This is a genomic window from Cryobacterium sp. TMT2-4 (assembly GCF_004402575.1).
GTDB classification, from domain to species: Bacteria; Actinomycetota; Actinomycetes; order Actinomycetales; family Microbacteriaceae; genus Cryobacterium; species Cryobacterium sandaracinum.
Window position 1 is genome coordinate 1 of record NZ_SOGE01000035.1, and the last position, 16,641, is coordinate 16,641.

15 protein-coding genes and 1 pseudogene are annotated in these 16,641 nt (G+C 65.4%); 9 read left to right on the top strand and 7 right to left on the bottom strand.

Annotated elements, in window-relative coordinates; genetic code table 11:
• Positions 1–150, top strand: a 150-nt coding sequence (locus tag E3O54_RS12300; protein ID WP_166805252.1) for an integrase core domain-containing protein, incomplete at its 5' end; no start/stop codon positions are given.
• Positions 151–172: 22 nt separating this feature from the next.
• Here E3O54_RS12300 and E3O54_RS12305 read toward each other — a convergent pair.
• The 3 genes from E3O54_RS12305 to E3O54_RS12315 all read right to left on the bottom strand — a co-directional run bounded on the left by E3O54_RS12305 (position 173) and on the right by E3O54_RS12315 (position 3,311).
• Positions 173–1,381 (bottom strand): FAD-binding domain-containing protein, encoded by a 1,209-nt coding sequence (locus E3O54_RS12305; RefSeq protein ID WP_198411491.1) that lies wholly within the window; start codon positions 1,379–1,381, stop codon positions 173–175.
• A 119-nt stretch (positions 1,382–1,500) separates the two neighbouring features.
• Complete coding sequence (locus E3O54_RS12310; protein WP_104100872.1) at positions 1,501–2,340, bottom strand: bacteriorhodopsin; 840 nt, start codon at positions 2,338–2,340, stop codon at positions 1,501–1,503.
• Positions 2,341–2,741: 401 nt separating this feature from the next.
• Positions 2,742–3,311 carry an HhH-GPD-type base excision DNA repair protein gene (locus E3O54_RS12315; protein ID WP_104100871.1) on the bottom strand — a complete coding sequence of 190 codons (570 nt, stop codon included), beginning with the start codon at positions 3,309–3,311 and terminating at the stop codon, positions 2,742–2,744.
• A gap of 53 nt (positions 3,312–3,364) precedes the next feature.
• Here E3O54_RS12315 and E3O54_RS12320 point away from each other — a divergent pair, with 53 nt between their 5' ends.
• The 3 genes and pseudogenes from E3O54_RS12320 (at position 3,365) to E3O54_RS12330 (ending at position 7,147) form a co-directional block, all read left to right on the top strand.
• Positions 3,365–3,862, top strand: coding sequence for a 2'-5' RNA ligase family protein (locus tag E3O54_RS12320; protein WP_104100870.1), 498 nt, complete (start codon positions 3,365–3,367; stop codon positions 3,860–3,862).
• 336 nt (positions 3,863–4,198) lie between these two features.
• Positions 4,199–4,649, top strand: a pseudogene (locus E3O54_RS17010) (zinc-binding dehydrogenase).
• Positions 4,650–6,415: 1,766 nt separating this feature from the next.
• Entirely contained in the window at positions 6,416–7,147 is a 732-nt protein-coding gene (locus E3O54_RS12330; RefSeq protein ID WP_104100867.1) for a hypothetical protein, read from the top strand.
• 258 nt (positions 7,148–7,405) lie between these two features.
• On the opposite strand, the gene E3O54_RS12335 is transcribed toward E3O54_RS12330, so the two are convergent.
• Entirely contained in the window at positions 7,406–8,080 is a 675-nt protein-coding gene (locus E3O54_RS12335; protein WP_104100866.1) for an SDR family oxidoreductase, read from the bottom strand.
• 202 nt (positions 8,081–8,282) lie between these two features.
• Here E3O54_RS12335 and E3O54_RS12340 point away from each other — a divergent pair, with 202 nt between their 5' ends.
• Positions 8,283–9,029 carry a hypothetical protein gene (locus tag E3O54_RS12340; RefSeq protein WP_134401704.1) on the top strand — a complete coding sequence of 249 codons (747 nt, stop codon included), beginning with the start codon at positions 8,283–8,285 and terminating at the stop codon, positions 9,027–9,029.
• Between the two features lie 340 nt (positions 9,030–9,369).
• On the opposite strand, the gene ychF is transcribed toward E3O54_RS12340, so the two are convergent.
• On the bottom strand, positions 9,370–10,443 hold the full coding sequence (gene ychF / locus E3O54_RS12345; RefSeq protein ID WP_104100896.1) for a redox-regulated ATPase YchF: 1,074 nt from the start codon (positions 10,441–10,443) through the stop codon (positions 9,370–9,372).
• Between the two features lie 83 nt (positions 10,444–10,526).
• Between ychF and E3O54_RS12350 the strand changes: the two genes are divergently transcribed.
• Both E3O54_RS12350 and rmuC read left to right on the top strand, forming a co-directional pair.
• The gene (locus E3O54_RS12350; protein WP_104100864.1) at positions 10,527–11,144 is read left to right on the top strand and encodes an exonuclease domain-containing protein; all 618 of its coding nucleotides are present in this window, start codon (positions 10,527–10,529) and stop codon (positions 11,142–11,144) included.
• 55 nt (positions 11,145–11,199) lie between these two features.
• A complete protein-coding gene (gene rmuC / locus E3O54_RS12355) occupies positions 11,200–12,582 on the top strand; it encodes a DNA recombination protein RmuC (RefSeq protein WP_134401705.1) in 1,383 nt (460 codons plus the stop codon).
• Between the two features lie 60 nt (positions 12,583–12,642).
• On the opposite strand, the gene glpX is transcribed toward rmuC, so the two are convergent.
• Positions 12,643–13,599: a class II fructose-bisphosphatase gene (gene glpX, locus E3O54_RS12360; protein ID WP_233191397.1), complete on the bottom strand. Its 957-nt coding sequence runs from the start codon at positions 13,597–13,599 to the stop codon at positions 12,643–12,645.
• A gap of 219 nt (positions 13,600–13,818) precedes the next feature.
• Here glpX and fbaA point away from each other — a divergent pair, with 219 nt between their 5' ends.
• Together fbaA and E3O54_RS17015 are read left to right on the top strand one after the other, a co-directional pair.
• Positions 13,819–14,844 (top strand): class II fructose-bisphosphate aldolase, encoded by a 1,026-nt coding sequence (gene fbaA, locus E3O54_RS12365; RefSeq protein ID WP_104100861.1) that lies wholly within the window; start codon positions 13,819–13,821, stop codon positions 14,842–14,844.
• A 12-nt stretch (positions 14,845–14,856) separates the two neighbouring features.
• Complete coding sequence (locus E3O54_RS17015) at positions 14,857–15,426, top strand: DUF6264 family protein (RefSeq protein WP_134570296.1); 570 nt, start codon at positions 14,857–14,859, stop codon at positions 15,424–15,426.
• 102 nt (positions 15,427–15,528) lie between these two features.
• On the opposite strand, the gene E3O54_RS12375 is transcribed toward E3O54_RS17015, so the two are convergent.
• On the bottom strand, positions 15,529–16,563 hold the full coding sequence (locus E3O54_RS12375) for a 4-hydroxy-3-methylbut-2-enyl diphosphate reductase (RefSeq protein ID WP_104100895.1): 1,035 nt from the start codon (positions 16,561–16,563) through the stop codon (positions 15,529–15,531).
• Positions 16,564–16,641 lie beyond the last annotated feature (78 nt).

Genomic DNA, 16,641 nt, shown 5'->3' on the forward strand with positions numbered 1-16,641 from the left:
GCTTACGCCCACCACTACAACTCAGACGCCGCCCGAGCAGCCACCTACCAAGACTGGATCCATAGCTACAATCACCACAGACCCCATACCGGCATCGGCAGCAAATCACCCATCAACCGTGCTCACAACGTCAGTGGGAACAACAGCTAGCCCGCACGCTCGACTTCGGACTCTAGACGCCGGCCGAGGCACGGCGCCAGGCCGAGAAACTGGCCACCGATCCGCTATGCGGCGGCACCAGCCACGGCCACGGATGCAGCGCGGCCGCGCCCTCCGCGTAGCGCGCAAAGCTGGGTACCGGTGCAAACGTGACTGCTGCGTCGAGATCCGGAACGATCACTCGCGGGTCACCCAGGTACACGACCACCTCGCGACGCCGGGCCAGATCCTGAAGGGTTTCCACGGTGAAGATCAGTCTTTTGCTTGAGAGCCGCAGCCTGGCCAGGGCCGGCTCGTCGAAGACGAAGGCGGCCGGGAGTGCGGGATGCGCCGCAAGGGCCGGATCGGCGTCGCCCAGGGAATCCACCGTCAGCAGCACCGACCGGGGTGCGCGGCGGCGCACGACGTCGGTAGGCCCCTGCGTGTCGGACAGGTGCGGATCGTGCGTGAGGTTCGCCGGCACATTCGTCACCGGCACTGGCGCTGCCCCCACCGGAAACTGCTCGATCGGGCAGGCCCGGGCGAGCGGACAGTCCCGGCAGAGCTGCGGCGCTCGTTTCTCAACCTGCCAGCGGGCGAAGCCGTAGGCGGAGCCGGTGCCGGCACCCACGGTCCACTGCCAGCCCAGGAGGTTGGCCGCGCGGGAGCCGTCGAGCAGGTGCCGGTAGAATTCTTCCTGGCCGGCATGCCACCCCGCGCCAGACCGGACCGTGTACTGGGAGGCCAGCCACATCCGGGTCTGGTTGACCAGCCAGCCGTCGGTTTCCAGTTCCGACACGACCGAGTCGATGCAGTGCATCCGGTGCGGCCAGGCCTGGGGTTCGAATTCTCCGGACCAGGGTGCCGCAAAGCGCAGGTTTCGGTGCAGGGCCACACCCACACGCGCATAGAGATGTCGGGCGTATTCCTGCCAGAGCAACTCGTCCCGGAATTTGCGGGTATCTCGGGCAGGTCCGTCTGCGACGTGCTCCCAAGCCCGGCTAAGCGGCACCAGGGAGTGCCGAATGTACGGTGATAGCCGGGATGCCCCGCGATCGATTTCCGGCAGCACCTGGCTGCGCCTGGCCGCATAGCCCGCGACCGAGAATGCCGCGAGGGCACGGTCGGCGCTGGTCTGGCCACCCCGGATGCTCGGGCTCGCCCGCACCTCGTCGTCGACCAGGTGGTGCAGATGGCGCCGCACCACGGCATCCGCGGTTCCGTCATTCAGAGCGATGAGCACACCTGATTTTAGACCCTGCCTGAGGGGCAGCAGAAAGCGAAACGGGCCTGGGCCGGTCACGATCAAAATGATCGCGATCGGCCCAGGCCCGCTGGCGGTGAGCAGGTGGCCGGGTAGGCCTACTTGTTCCGCACGTGCACCGGGGCGGCGATCTCCTCGGCCTCATCGACCGATAGTTCGAGGTGTGCGAACGCCGGGTCATCCGCGAACGATTTCATCCGCGCGATCCGGTAGATGATCAGACCGTAGAGGGCCTTGGCGAGGATGTCGGCGACCGAGTATCCGATCTGTTTGCCGACCCAGGCATCCGAGCCGTCGATACCAAGCATGGGCAGTAGGTAGGCGATCGGGTAGACACCCCAGGTCAGCAGCAGAAGCAGACGCAGCTGGCTGATCGTGCGGCGCACACTCCGCGGCTGGCGGTCGAGGGACTTGGTCAGTTCGATGAACAGAACATAGAGGATGTATGCGAACGGGATGGTGGAGAGCAGACCGAAGATTCCGCGCACCCCGTTGTCCCCGCTGAGCTCGCCAGGGTACCCGAGGATGATCATCAGGGCCGAAGCCGGAATGAGCCGGTACAGGAGACTGGTCTGCACCTTGCGGGCCAGGGCGAGAACCGCGATCAGTTCGAGCAGCAGCAGGGGAACCGTGAGCAGCCAGTCGACGTAGCGGTAGCCCTCATTGAAGGACTCCCCGGCGACCTGCACATAGTTGCCCGCCCCGCCGATGGCCTCGGTGACGAAGGCCGCCTTGAAGGAGTCGAAAATGCGGAAGTAGTGGTAGGCGGCAATCGCACAGACGATGGCCGCGACGGTCATCGCCTGACGGTACCGGGGCAGGACCCGCTTGAGCGAGATGATGATGAAGATCGACGTGAACAGCTGTGACGCGATGACGAGCGAGAACACGTTGTAGACGGTGTCGTATTGAATCTGGGTGAGGGAATCGGGAATCACGTTGTCCTCCGAATAAGCGAGAAAGAACAGGAAAGAGCCGTGCTGTAGAGCTTTGCTGTGTTTATTGATTGATCAGTCATTTAACTGCCTAGCTGACTGCTGTCTAAAAATTTAGTACGAGTTTCCTGAATCTTTGCATAGAGTATGCCCCCAGTCAAAAGGTCAATAGCGGGCAGACAGATGACGGCCCCTCGGAGCACGGAGGAGCGGGTTCTCCGACAGGGGGTCGGCCGATCCGGTACGCGCCACGTCGGTGAACACCCCTCGCCTGACAGCGTGGTGCTTGAGCAGGTGGTTGCGGATGGCGCGCAGCCGCTACACGCTCGGTGACCTGGTCGACACCAGGCCGACCGCGCCCAAGCCGATGAAGATGGCCGTGCGAATCAGCAGACGCACCATGACTACCCCTTCTTGACCGCGGCCTTTGCCGCGCGCTTGGTTTCCCGCACCCGGGTCAGCGATTCGGGGTCGACAATGTCGGCGACGGACCGGAACGAGCCGTTCTCGCCATAGGGCTCGGAGGCCTCGCGCCAGCCCTCCGCGACGAGCCCCTGACGCTTGCCGAGCAGGGCAAGGAAGATCTTCGCCTTCTGCTCGCCGAATCCCGGGAGCGCTTTCAGGCGCCGCAGGATCTCGGCGCCGTCCGGGGAGTCGGCGGTCCACAGGGCGGACGCATCACCCCTCCAGTCTGAGGCGATCACACCCGCGAGGGTCTGCGTGCGAGCGGCCATCGAGCCCGGATAGCGGTGCACGGCCGGCGTGGCCCGGAACACCTCGACGAGTGCGTCGGCGTCGAAGCCGGCGATGGTCGCCGGATTGAGCGTGCCGATCCGGTCGCGGATCTTGGCCGGACCGGCGAACGCGGTCTCCATCGCGATCTGCTGATCCAGCAGCATCCCGAGGAGGAGCGCGAAGGGGTCATCACTGAGCAGGGCGTCGGCGGCGTCGTCGCCGGTGAGGTGCAGAATCATGCGCCCATTGTGCCACCGGCGGCGCGCCGGCGGGACTCCCCTAGACTCGGCGGATGTCCCGCCTCGTCGTCGTCCTCCCGCTCACGGCGCTCAGCACCGGCGACAGCTTCCCGGTGTCGGAATGGCCATTGCACATCACCGTGCTGCCCCCTTTTCACACGGATGTCGCGGCATCCGTCATCGCGGATGTCATTTCCGGCGTCGTCGCCGCCACGGCATCCGACCGCACCGCCCTCACGGCGGTCGCGGGTGCCGACGCGCTCTTCGGCCGACGCGAGGACGTGCCGGTGACGCTCGTCGGGGACGATCCACGCCTGACCCGGTTGCACCGCGCCCTCATCGAGGCTGTGCGGCCGCTTGCCTCCATCCCCGACGAGCCCGCGTTCACGGGTCCCGGCTTCCGGGCCCACATCACGATCAAGAACGGCGCCCGGGTGCACGAGGGCCAGCGGCTCGCTCTCACCCAGATCGCCCTCGTGGACATGGCGCCCCGATCGGCGGCGAGCGGCCGCACGGTGCTCGCTACGTTCCCGTTGCCAACTGCCGTGTGAGCGCAGTCACCCGGTCGGGTGCAGCGGGTCTGTGCGCCGAGTTCGACGACTGCAAGCGAGTTCGGCGCCTCTGCCGGGCAGGTTGCCGGGTGGGAGGCGATCGCGATGCTCGGCAGCCGATTCGGCGGGCACGCGGAATACGTCTGCATCCCGCAGGATGGCGCGATCACGGCGAAGCCACGGAACATGACCTTCACGGATGCCGTGACTCTCGTCTCCGGCGGGACCACCGCCCATGCTTTTTTCAGTCGCACCGCGATCAAATTGGGCAGCACCGTGCTCGTGAACGGCGCATCCGGTGCCGTGTGCACGGCGGCGGTGCAGCTCGCCAAGCAGATGGGCGCGCGAGTCACCGGTGTGTGCAGCGGCGCCAACCGCGAGCTGGTCACCGCGCTCGGCGCCGACCGGGTGATCGACTATACAACGGAGGATTTCCTGCTCGAGGGGCAAACCTACGACGTCATCATGGATTGCGTCGGGAACGCCCCCTTTGAACGCGCTGCGGCGTGCCTCACTCCGGGCGGGGCCCTGTTGCTCGTCGTTTCCGATCTCCGGGGGGCTGCTTCTGGCCGCCTGGCACACCAGGAGGAGCGGGAGGCGGGTCGTCGCGGGCAACATCGACAGCACCGCGGATGCCCTCGCGCACCTGGTCGACCTTGCCGAGTCGGGTCTGTTCCTGGCGGTCATCGATTGGACGTACGACCTGACCGACATCGCTCTGGCGCACCGTTTCGTCGAGGCCGGCCATAAGAGAGGCAACGTCATCCTGTGCGTCGCGGGCGGTTGAGGGGGCGGAAGGTTGAGGGGGCGGAAGCAGTCGCTCTGGTCCGTGAGCGTCGGGTTACGCGGTTTTGAGTTCATCGAGCGTGGCCCCGATCCCGATTCTGTTGCTCGTCCGCGGAGAAGTCGAGGTGTCGGCCGAGGGATCTCCCCGTTCCCTGCAACACGATTTGCTGAAGCGGGGAGCCCCGCGCGGTGGCTAATTCAGGAGAATTGTCCGGCCCGCGGCGGTATCCACATTGAAAGACCAGTCTGGGGGCATCCCCGGGCGACAGATCTCCTGATTTAGCCACACCCCACCGTGCCGGCTCCGTCGAGCGAGGCCTACCGCGAATTCTCACGCGCCGGATGCCCCGCTGAGAGCGCTGGCAGCGGAGTTCGCCGGCTGCGGTCGAGATCGACCCACAACACCAGGGGAACTCGACCGGACCTGTCGATCTCGGCGACCGCGACCGCGGGCACGGTCGATCGACACGCCACACGCAACGCGCTGGACGTTGAAGCGGAACTCCACCGCATCACCGCACGAAAACACATTACGAGTACCAGATAACTCAGCCGGCCAAGCCAAGGAAGACCATCACGACTCGCTCGAGTGCAACGAGCTTCGCCATCGCAACTGATGCCGGAACGGACAACTGCGCCCCGTGCACCGGCCACAATTGTCCGAAACGGAAACAGTTGCGGCCGGAACTCGGCTAGACGTTGAAGCGGAACTTCACCGCATTCCGTCACCGAAAGACATGGCCCCGCCCACGAAGGCCGCCGACACGTAATTTGTGCAACGATGTCCCGACTGCAGTCAGATCCAAGGCGACATCGGGGGAAGTATGACCGTTCACGGGGTGCCAGATAAGTTCGGCAGAGCGCTGGCAGCTCTGTTTCTGACCGGATGTTCCGGCCCACCGGGTCCCGTCCTCGGCGGCGAAAGCCCGACGGCAACGCCAACGCCGGGCCGCACTGAAGCGGCGCATCCGTCAGCTCCGGCCCCTGTGACGGACCTCCTCATCACTGCAGCGTCGATCGGACTTCGAGACGCGTCCGGCACGACCCTGTCCACGTTCGATTATTTTCAACCTGCCGGCGAGTTGGTTGCCGGTCTGTCCACGGCTTTCGGAAGCGCACCTACCTCAGAGCACTTCGAGGGCGGCAGCGAGGTGCCTCCGGGAACCAATTACATCTGGGGCGATATCCTGCCTACGGGCTCTGAGTCGCCTACTCCATGGGACGGCGATTTCGTCCTCGTGGATGGTGTGCCAGGCGGGACGTCACCACATGAACCGAACACCTGGGTGAAGGTTTCCTCGTCCGCCGTGAACGGTGTTCAGATCAGCACCGTCGACGGAATCGCTGTTGGAGATGATGCCGCCGAGATCGCGGCACGACACCCCGACACAGCGCGCCCACAAGGCAGCAGACGCGACATCTTCGTTGGTCTAGTGCCGCTCCCACCCTTGGACTCCCTGTCAGAACTGACGTTTTCAGTCTGGCTCATCGCCGCCGACCCACTCGGCCCTACCACCGAATTCCGCTCCCCCTCCCCGAACTGGGGCGTGTGAGGTCCACACTCTTGGTGAGAGGACACAGTATCTCGCGGTGAGGCTCCGGGAGCCAGAGTCTCTGTAAGTGACGTTCCGGGCACTGCGAGTGACCTCTTCTGGGGAAGCGTGAATGAACGGAGGCTATGCCCCGGAGCCCTGAATCGACCGAAGCCGCGCGGGGAAGAAGTAGGCTCCGACCAGGCCCCAACATCAACACCTGGAAGACTTTGTAATGCGCCGACCGCTGGCTCTGACCGCCATTGTGGCCGCCGCTTTGCTCACCCTTGCCGCATGCAGCACCGACCAGGTCGAAGGCGATGTCGCCGCATCGTCACCGACACCGGTCGCGACCGCCACGGTAACACCCACACCGGAACCCACTCCATCGGCGACACCTGCCGCGCTGCCGGCAACCATAATCATCGGCGCCGAAGCCACCGATATCGTCACAGCCGACGGCACGGTCCTCGCATCGCTTAACTATCAGAGCGATGGGGATGCAGCTGTGGCCGTACTCAGGGGCCTTCTCGGCGAGCCGACGTCAGAATCGGTGGAAGAGTCCTCCCACTACCCAAGGACCGAACTCACGGAATGGGACGGCTTCACGATTGGGGTGAACCGTCCTGACGCAGACTTCGATCCGCGGCCGGGCCCGTACAACCCCGCCTTTCAGGTCAGGGCATCCGGAACCATGGCCACCAACGGTGTCGCCATTGAGGATGTCAACGGCAACCAGACCGGGCAGGACTTCGAGTCAGCAGCTGACGGCAAGCCTGCCGATCAAGTGCATTTTGACGAAACCTTCGGGATCGACTCTGTCACCCTCGACATGCCGTCGTCATTCTCAGGCGCGATTCCGGATTACGGACTGCCAATGACCTACGGCGTGATCGGTTTCACCGGCCGAGACACCGGCATCATCGAAAAAATCCTCGCCCCCACCGACTTGTTCTCGCTAACATAGCCGCGCCCTCAAACGTCGGGACGAGCTGGATCAACTCACCTGCCTCGTCCTCGACGCACGCCGCAGACATGACGTTGTGTCCCACTTCCCGCACCAGGTCGGACGGATACAGACTCTCGACCGTTGTCATGCCCAACCCGGAGCGGGCTACACGTTGAAGCGAAATCCACGGAGTGGCATCGCGGAGCGACCTTTAGAGCCACGTTTCGCGCCCTCCTGGCTGTCTCCGCATCGTCGCTGCCAGCAGCGTAGTGCCCCCTACTCTCTGCCTTCCTCAAGCGGGATGAGCATTGTTCGAAATGGTCCGGCAACGGCGTGGAGGTCCCAAATCCGATCGGCGACGCCGTCGATGCCGTTGGCAAGCTGAAGCTGAGGAATGCCTCCTGGGATCACGAGTTGGCTGACACGGACTCCCTCACCCGCGAGCGCGTCGTGGAGCATCTCGCCGTAGGCGCTCTCAGCCGGGAAGGCGACCGATGTACCTGCGAAGTCAGCGCGGGCCTTCACCGAGGTTCCGCCGTTGATCATGATGATGCTGCCGCTTCCTGCCTGCCGCATTGCTGGGAGCACCGTACGCACCGCGTGGATGAGTCCGAGGGTCGAGAACTGCAGGGCCTCTAGCGCCAGCTCGGGAGTCATCTCAAGCACCGGCTTCAGGTAGTCGCGCGATGGGAGCGGACTGTACTGCAGCGCGGTGATGGGCCCAAGCTCTGCCGCGGCACGCTTAAGGGCAGCTTCGAGCGACGCCGGCGTGCGGACATCAGCAGGGTAAGCACTCGCGGTGAAGCCGGCAGCGGTGAGCTCGGCTGCCATAGCGTCTAGTTTCGACTGGTTTCTGGCGATCAGGGCAATTGAGAAGCCCTCGCGCCCGAACCTTCGCGCAACTGCTGCTCCGAGTCCCGGTCCGGCTCCGATGATGACGATGACAGGCACGATGGTCTCCTTCGATTGCTGCTGCTTCGATGACTAACGCGAGGAGCTAGAGCCTATACATTGAACCTGAACTCCACCACGTTTCGGAACCAAAGAACGTTACCTTGAAACGGCAACACCAACCCACTCCTGAGGAATATCTGATCGTCTGTGTAACGATGTACCGAGGGCGCTATGCGTCCGATGACTCTGGGGGAAAACCATGGCCGATCACGGCGTGTCTGGTGTGGGCGCAGTCCTCTCAGCCCTGCTCCTCGCTTTTGGCGCGGTGCTGCTGACCGGCTGTTCTGGTCTAGCAGTTCCTATCCCCCGCACTCCCAGCCCGACGGCAATGCCCACGGCGGCACCGACACCAACTCAATCGGTGTCGCCGCCCGATCCAGCCGAAGTGACGGACATCTTCCTCAGTGCGACGTCGATCGAGCTGCGGGATGCATCGGGCAATGCCCTGTCCACATTCGACTATTTCCAGCCCGCCAGCGAGTTGGTCCCTGCACTTTCGTTGGCCCTGGGCAGCGCGCCAATATTCGATACCTTGGGCGACGAGCGGCATCCGAGAATCACCTACTCCTGGGCCGATTTTGTCGTGCAGGATTGGGATCGGGATTGGGATAGCCCGAATGCACCTCGTTGCCCGAACACCACTTTCGCAGTGTCAGCCGAGACCGTGAACGGGGTCCACATCGGCACAGTCGACGGAATCGCCGTCGGAGACAACGCCGCTGAACTTGAAGCCCAGTATCCCGATTCCTCGTGGAACATCTCTTCGCTTGGCCAGCCCACGGATGACCCGCTCCAGCTCCGCATCGTCGTGGGTCATGTTTCACTTCCACCCTGCACGCCATCATCAGACCGACAAGACCGCACATTGTCAGTCGTCCTCATCGCCGACGATCCACTCGGGCCGATCACCCACTTCTATGTCCCCTCGGTGGATTCAGGGGCCTGAGCCGCCACACACCCCGTGAAAGGGTCTGCCCAACCCCGCCGGCTGCTGCGCCCATCGCGAGAGTCGTCCCGGGTCTATTAGTCTGCGGGCTCCACGTTGAAGCGGAACTGCGCCAGCTGACCGGGAAGTGCATGACGCGAAAATAGGCCGTCCAGCCGGCCAAGAGGAGGTAAATCACACCTGAGCGAGACGGAAACTCTGCTGCCGCATGCGGGCCCGCGGTCCACGAGAGAGGTACTCACCCACGAGATCAGGGCAGTTGTTGCCGGAACGGACAACTGCTGCCGGTGCGCCGGCCACAATTGTCCGAAACAGGAACAGTTGCAGCCGGGACTACGAGCTAGACGTTGAACCTGAACTCCACCACGTCGCCGTCCTGCATGATGTATTCCTTGCCCTCGATGCGGGCCTTGCCCCTGGAGCGGGCCTCCGCCACGGAACCGGCCTCCATCAGGTCGTCGAAGGAGAAGATCTCCGCCTTGATGAAGCCCTTCTGAAAGTCGGTGTGAATGACGCCGGCGGCCTGCGGAGCGGTCCAGCCCTTTCGGATGGTCCAGGCGCGTGTTTCCTTGGGGCCGGCCGTGAGGTAGGTCTGCAGGCCGAGGGTGTCGAAGCCGATGCGGGCGAGCTGGTCGAGTCCGCTCTCGGCCTGGCCGGTGGAGGCCAGCATCTCGGCGGCGTCCTCGGCGTCGAGTTCACTGAGCTCGGATTCGAGCTTCGCGTCGAGGAACACGGCGTTGGCCGGGGCCACCAGCGCGGCCAGAACAGCGAGCTTCCCGGCATCCTGCAGCACCGCCTCGTCGACGTTGAACACGTAGATGAACGGCTTGGCCGTCAGCAGGCCCAGCTCGCGGATGGGCTCGATGTCGAGCGTGGCCGATGACAGCGGCGCTCCGGCGTCGAGGATGGCCTGCGCCTTGAGCGCGGTCTCCAGCACGATGGGGGGAAGCTTGCGCCCTTTGACCTCTTTCTCGAAGCGGGAGACCGCCTTCTCGAGGGTCTGCAGGTCGGCGAGGATGAGTTCGGTGTTGATCGTCTCCATGTCGCCGGCCGGGTCGACGGCGCCGTCGACATGCACCACGTCGGGGTCGGCGAAGCCGCGGATGACCTGCGCGATGGCGTCGGCCTCCCGAATGTTGGCAAGGAACTTGTTGCCGAGCCCCTCCCCCTCGCTGGCGCCGCGCACGATGCCGGCGATGTCGACGAACGACACCGGGGCAGGCAGCAGACGCTCGCTACCGAAGACCGCGGCCAGCTTGGCCAGGCGGTGGTCGGGCAGGTTGACGATGCCGACGTTGGGCTCGATGGTGGCGAACGGGTAGTTCGCCGCGAGCACGTTGTTCTTGGTCAACGCGTTGAAGAGGGTGGACTTGCCAACATTGGGCAGTCCGACGATTGCAATAGTAAGAGCCACGAAAGTCAATCGTACCGTCTGCGACCCGAGGCCGGTCGGCACAGCGGCGACGCGCTGTCGGCGGCCCGTGACAGGATGAAGCGGTGCCAGTCAACTTCACCGCCATCGACTTCGAGACCGCCAACTCCTCCAGCGCTTCGGCCTGCTCGGTGGGGCTGGTGAAGGTCCGTGACGGCAAGGTCGTCGACCGCATCGCCTGGTTCATCAAGCCGGCCGTCGGGCACGACGTCTTCCTGGCCTGGAACATCAAGATCCACGGCATCCGGCCGACGGATGTCGCCGGTGCGGCCACCTGGGCGCAGCAGCTTCCCGACCTGGTCGCCTTCGCCGGCGACGACCACCTCGTGGCGCACAACGCCGGGTTCGACCTGGGGGTCATCAAGACGTCCTCCACGGTCGCCGGGCTGGTCGTGCCCGACTTCAACTACGTCTGCAGCCTCCAGGTGGCCCGCCGCACCTACCACCTCGACTCGTACCGGCTCCCGGTGGCCGCGATGGCCGCGGGCTTCGAGGGCTTCGCCCACCACGACGCCCTGGCCGACGCGGAGGCCTGCGCGGCCATCATGATCCACGCCGCCGACCGGCACGGGGCCGACACTCTCGAGGAGCTGGCGCAGATCACCGGCGTGAAGATCGGCGCCATCGGGCCGTTCGCCACGAAGGAGAAGTCCGCCACGCACGGCCCGATGGCGCTGAACTAGGCATCCTTGGGGCACCGGCTCGGGCAATGTCGGTGGCCACTGGCAGAGTAGAACCATGGATTCCTGGTTCAGTCTTCTTCTCGGCCTTGTCGTCGGCGCCCTGCTCGGCACCCTGCTCACGGTGGTCCTCACGGCGCGTTCCGCCGAGCGCCGCAACGGAGGCTCGTCCGGCACCGATCCCCTCGTCATCGAGGCCCGGCACCAGGTGGCCTTGGCCGAGGTGTATGCCCGGGAGGCCGGCATCCAGTCCATCCTGCGCGAAGAGCTGGCCTCAGTCCAGGCCACCGCCGACGCCCTGCGCGGACAGGTCGTCGACGCGGGGCGGCAATACCGCGAACTGAGCGACCGCCAGCGCACCGACCAGGACGCGCGCACCGAGCAAGAGAATCAGGAAAGCAAGGTGCTCCAGGCCCTCGCTCCGGTCAAGGAGAGCCTGCAGGACATGCAGCAGAAGGTCGCCGAGCTCGAGGCCCAGCGCAGCCTGCAGCACGGCGAACTCAGCCAGCAGCTGCGGTCGGCGACCGAGTCGGAGGAGCGCCTACGGAGCACCGCCGAGTCGCTCGCGTCGGCCCTGCGCGCCAACAACACGCGCGGGGTCTGGGGCGAAACCCAGCTGCGCAGCGTGGTCGAGGCCGCCGGCCTGATCGAGCGGGTCGACTTCGATGTGCAGTCGAGCATCACCTCCGACGCCGGCGCCGGCCGCCCCGACATGGTCGTGCACCTGCCCGGCGGCAAGAACATCGCCGTCGACGCGAAGGTGCCGTTCACGGCGTTCCTCGAAGCCAGCCAGATCCCGGTCACCGCCACCGGTGCCCTGGGAGCCCAGCGGGCCGTCTACATGAAAGCTCACGTCAAGGCCGTGCGCGACCACATCACCGCCCTCGGCAGCAAGGCCTACTGGCAGGGCTTGGAGGCCTCCCCGGAGATCGTGATCGCCTTCATCCCGAGCGAGTCCCTGGTCTCCTCGGCGCTGGAGGCCGACCCCTCGATCATGGAATTCGCGTTCTCGAAACGGGTGGCCCTCGCCTCCCCGGTGACCCTGTGGTCGGTGCTCAAGACGGTGGCCTTCACCTGGCAGCAGGACGTGCTCACGCATGACGCAAAAGTCTTGTTCGACCTCAGTCGGGAGCTATACGGCCGTCTGGCCACCACGGCCACGCACATCGAGAAACTGGGCCGGTCGATCGAGCGCACGGTGAAGGACTACAACGGCTTCGTCGGCTCGATGGAACGCCAGGTACTGCCCACCGCACGCAAGCTCAATGCCCTCGACGAGTCCAAGGTGCTGGCGCCGCTGGCGGGCATCGAGGACACACCGCGCGAACTGGCCGCCTGGGAGTTCGTGTCGGAGCTGGAGGCCGCGGCACTCGAAAGCGCCGCACTCGATGCCGCCGCACTCGAGACCGCCGCACTGACTGACTCCGAGAATCGCCGATAACGCCGAAAATCGCCGTCGGGACGGCGATTTTCGGCCTTGCAGGCAGCTAAAGCCGAGCGCCTAGAGCCACTTCGAGGCGAGGTGCTCGGCGATCACCCGACGCGTGGTGCCGGACTTCGAGCGCAGCACGATGCTCTCGGTGCGGATGATCGGGCCCTGGCGGCGCACGCCGTCGACGAGTCCGCCATCCGTCACGCCCGTGGCGACGAAGAAGGTGTTGTCGCCGCTGACCATGTCGTCCAGCTCGAGCAGCTTGTCGACGTCGAGGCCGGCCGCGACGGCACCCGCACGCTCGGCGTCGTCCTTCGGTGCCAGGCGTCCCTGCATGTAGCCGCCGATGGCCTTGAGCGCGCAGGCCGTGGTGATGCCTTCCGGGCTGCCACCCGTGCCGACGCACATGTCGATGCGCGTTTCCCAGCGAGCCGCGTTGATGCCGCCGGCGACGTCGCCGTCGCTCATCAGCCGCGTGCCCGCTCCGGCGCTGCGAATGGCGTCGATAAGTTCGGCGTGGCGGGGACGGTCGAGCACGGCGAGGACCATTTCGCCGACTGGCTTGCCCGTCGCCTTCGACAGCTCACGGATGTTGTCGCCGATCGGGGCGTCGAGGCTGACGACTCCGCGCCCGGCGGCGCCCGTGACGATCTTGTCCATGTAGAACACGGATGACGCGTCGAGCATGGTGCCGCGGGAGGAGACCGCGATCACGGAGAGGGCATTCTGGCGTCCGGCGGCGGTGAGGCTGGTGCCGTCGATCGGGTCGACCGCGATGTCGCAGGCGGGTCCGGTTCCGTTGCCGACGCGCTCACCGTTGAAGAGCATCGGGGCTTCGTCTTTCTCACCCTCGCCGATGACGATGAGTCCGTCGAAGTTCACGGTGCCGAGGAAGACGCGCATGGCGTCGACGGCTGCCTTGTCTGCGGCATTCTTGTCGCCGCGGCCGATGAACGGGACCGCACGAATCGCTGCGGCCTCGGTGGCCCGCACCAATTCCATCGCAAGGTTGCGGTCGGGGTGCATGAAATTGGGGGCGACTTCGGGGCTGTTCACAGATGGTCCTTCCCGGACGAAGAGTGCGGCAGTGGCAAGACCCATCTTTGGGCCGGCACCGGTGTCGGTGCTGCCTCGTTCAGCCTAGCGCCCGCTCTTCGTCGCGGGGGCGTTCGCTCGCTGGCACGGCCGGAGACCCACCTCGGTAGGATGAGAAGACCGAAACGGTTCAATCGAGGAGACTCAACAATGCCCATCGCAACCCCAGACCAGTACGCCGAGATGCTCAACAAGGCCAAGACGAAGGGGTTCGCCTACCCGGCGTTCAACGTTTCGTCTTCTCAAAGCATTAATGCCGTTCTTCAGGGCCTGACCGAAGCCGGCTCTGACGGCATCATCCAGGTCACCACTGGTGGCGCAGATTACTTCGCCGGCCACACGGTCAAGAACCGCGCATCCGGTGCGCTCGCGATGGCGCGCTTCGTGCAGTCCGTCGCCGACAATTACCCCATTACCGTTGCGCTCCACACGGACCACTGCCCCAAGGGCGCGCTCGAGGACTTCGTCCTCCCGCTCATCTCCGCTTCCGAAGACGAGGTGAAGGCCGGCCGCAACCCGATCTTCCAGTCGCACATGTGGGACGGCTCCGCAATCCCGCTGGCAGAGAACCTGGACATCGCCAAGGACATCCTGAAGCGCACCCAGGCGATCAACACCATCCTCGAGGTCGAGATCGGCGCCGTCGGCGGCGAAGAAGACGGCGTCGAGGGCGACATCAACGAGAACCTGTACACGACACTCGACGACGCGCTCTCGATGATCGATTCCCTCGGCATGGGCGAGAACGGCCGCTACATGGCTGCCCTCACCTTCGGCAACGTGCACGGCGTGTACAAGCCCGGCAACGTCAAGCTGCGCCCGGAGCTCCTCAAGGAGATCCAGGACGGCGTCGCCGCCAAGCTGGGTACCGGCCCGAAGCCGCTCGACCTGGTCTTCCACGGTGGGTCAGGCTCGACCGACGCCGAGATCGCCGAGGCCGTCGCGAACGGTGTCGTCAAAATGAACATCGACACCGACACCCAGTACGCGTTCACCCGCGCGGTCGCCGGCTACATGCTGAGCAACTATGACAGCGTGCTCAAGGTTGACGGCGAAGTCGGCAACAAGAAGGTCTACGACCCGCGCGCCTGGGGCAAGGTTGCCGAGACGGGCATGGCCGCTCGCGTCGCCGACGCCACCCGCCAGCTCGGCTCCGCCGGCCACTCGAACAGCTAGCACCGGATGACGATGGCCGAGAATTCTTCGTCGACTCCTTCGGGAACCCCTCCGGAGGATTCCCGGCCCCGTCCCCAGTACGGTGAGCTTGCGCCCGAGGGTTGGAGCTGGACTCCCAGCCCGGATGAGCCCACGCTCGCCACACCGCCGGCTCCGGGGCCGTCCGCGGCCCCCGAGCGGGCTGTGCGCCCGGCCGGAACCGCGCCGGCCTGGGACCGGCCGGTGACTATGAGCCTGCTCGTCCTCGGGCTCCTGTCCACGTTCTTCGCGGTCAGCATGCTCACGATGATCACCGAGTCCATTCAGTTGCTCCATACCCAGCTGGATCTCGCCGCGTATGAGCCGGATCCCTCCGCGGCCGGGCTGGTCACGGCCGGGATCATCGGTGTGTCCCTGGTCTGGCTGGCCACGGCGGCAGGCGTGATCCTGTTGCTGGTCCGAGGCAAGCGCGCGTTCTACGTGCCGCTGATCGGTGTGGTCCTGTCCGCGTTCGTGTTCATCGCCTTCACCACCGCGGTTTTGGCCACCGACCCGACGCTGCTCAACGACCCGAACCTGATGGACGTCTACGGCCAGCTGTAGACGACGCCATTCTGCCGGGTCCGGCGTGCACGAAGGCCCCCGTCGGTCAGATCCTGGATCTGATCGACGGGGGCCTTCGTGGTGAACGCGGCTGGCCGGTTCCTAGCTGCTGACCCGTCCGCCGAGACCGCGGGCATCCGCGTTGCCGGCCAGGTCATTGCGCAGTTCCTTCGGCAGCGAGAACAGCAGGTCCTCCTCGGCCGTCTTGATCTCTTCGATGTCGCCGTAGCCGGCCTCGGCCAGATCGGCGAGCACCTCGTGCACGAGTTCGTCGGGCACGGATGCCCCGCTGGTCACGCCCACGGTGACAACCCCGTCGAGCCACTCCTGCTGGATCTCGCTGGCGAAGTCCACGCGGTAGGCAGCCCGAGCACCGTACTCCAGCGCCACCTCGACCAGTCGCACCGAGTTGGACGAGTTCGCCGAGCCGACCACAATGACGAGGTCCGAATCACGGGCCACCTTCTTGATCGCCACCTGGCGATTCTGGGTGGCGTAGCAGATGTCGTCGCTGGGGGGATCCTGCAGATTTGGAAAACGGGCACGCAGGCGACGCACGGTTTCCATGGTCTCGTCCACGCTCAGCGTGGTCTGGGACAGCCAGACCACCTTGTCGGGGTCGCGCACCTCGATGGTGTCGGCGTCGTCAGGGCTCCCGACGAGCGTGGTGTGCTCGGGTGCCTCCCCCGCGGTTCCCTCGACCTCTTCGTGGCCTTCGTGGCCGATCAGCAGGATCTGGAAGTCGTCCCGGGCGAAGCGCACGGCCTCACGGTGCACCTTCGTGACCAGTGGGCAGGTGGCGTCGATTGCCAGCAGGCCGCGGTCCGCCGCCGCAGTGACGACGGCCGGTGACACGCCGTGGGCGCTGAAAACGATGTGGGAGCCGGTGGGCACCTCGTCTACTTCCTCGACGAAGATCGCCCCCTTCTTCTCCAGCTCGGAGACCACGTGGATGTTGTGCACGATCTGCTTGCGCACATACACGGGGGAGCCATACAGTTCGAGGGCCTTCTCGACGGCGATGACGGCACGGTCCACGCCGGCGCAGTATCCTCGCGGGGCGGCCAGCAGCACCCGTTTGCGTCCGAGCACCGGGGTATCCTTGAGCCTGTTGCGTGCGCGGGGAATCCGTGGCATGCCAAGGCCGATCACAGGCGAATCCGTACTGATAGTCACCTCCTCATCTTATGGGGGCCGACTGTGCAGTCCGTGGGA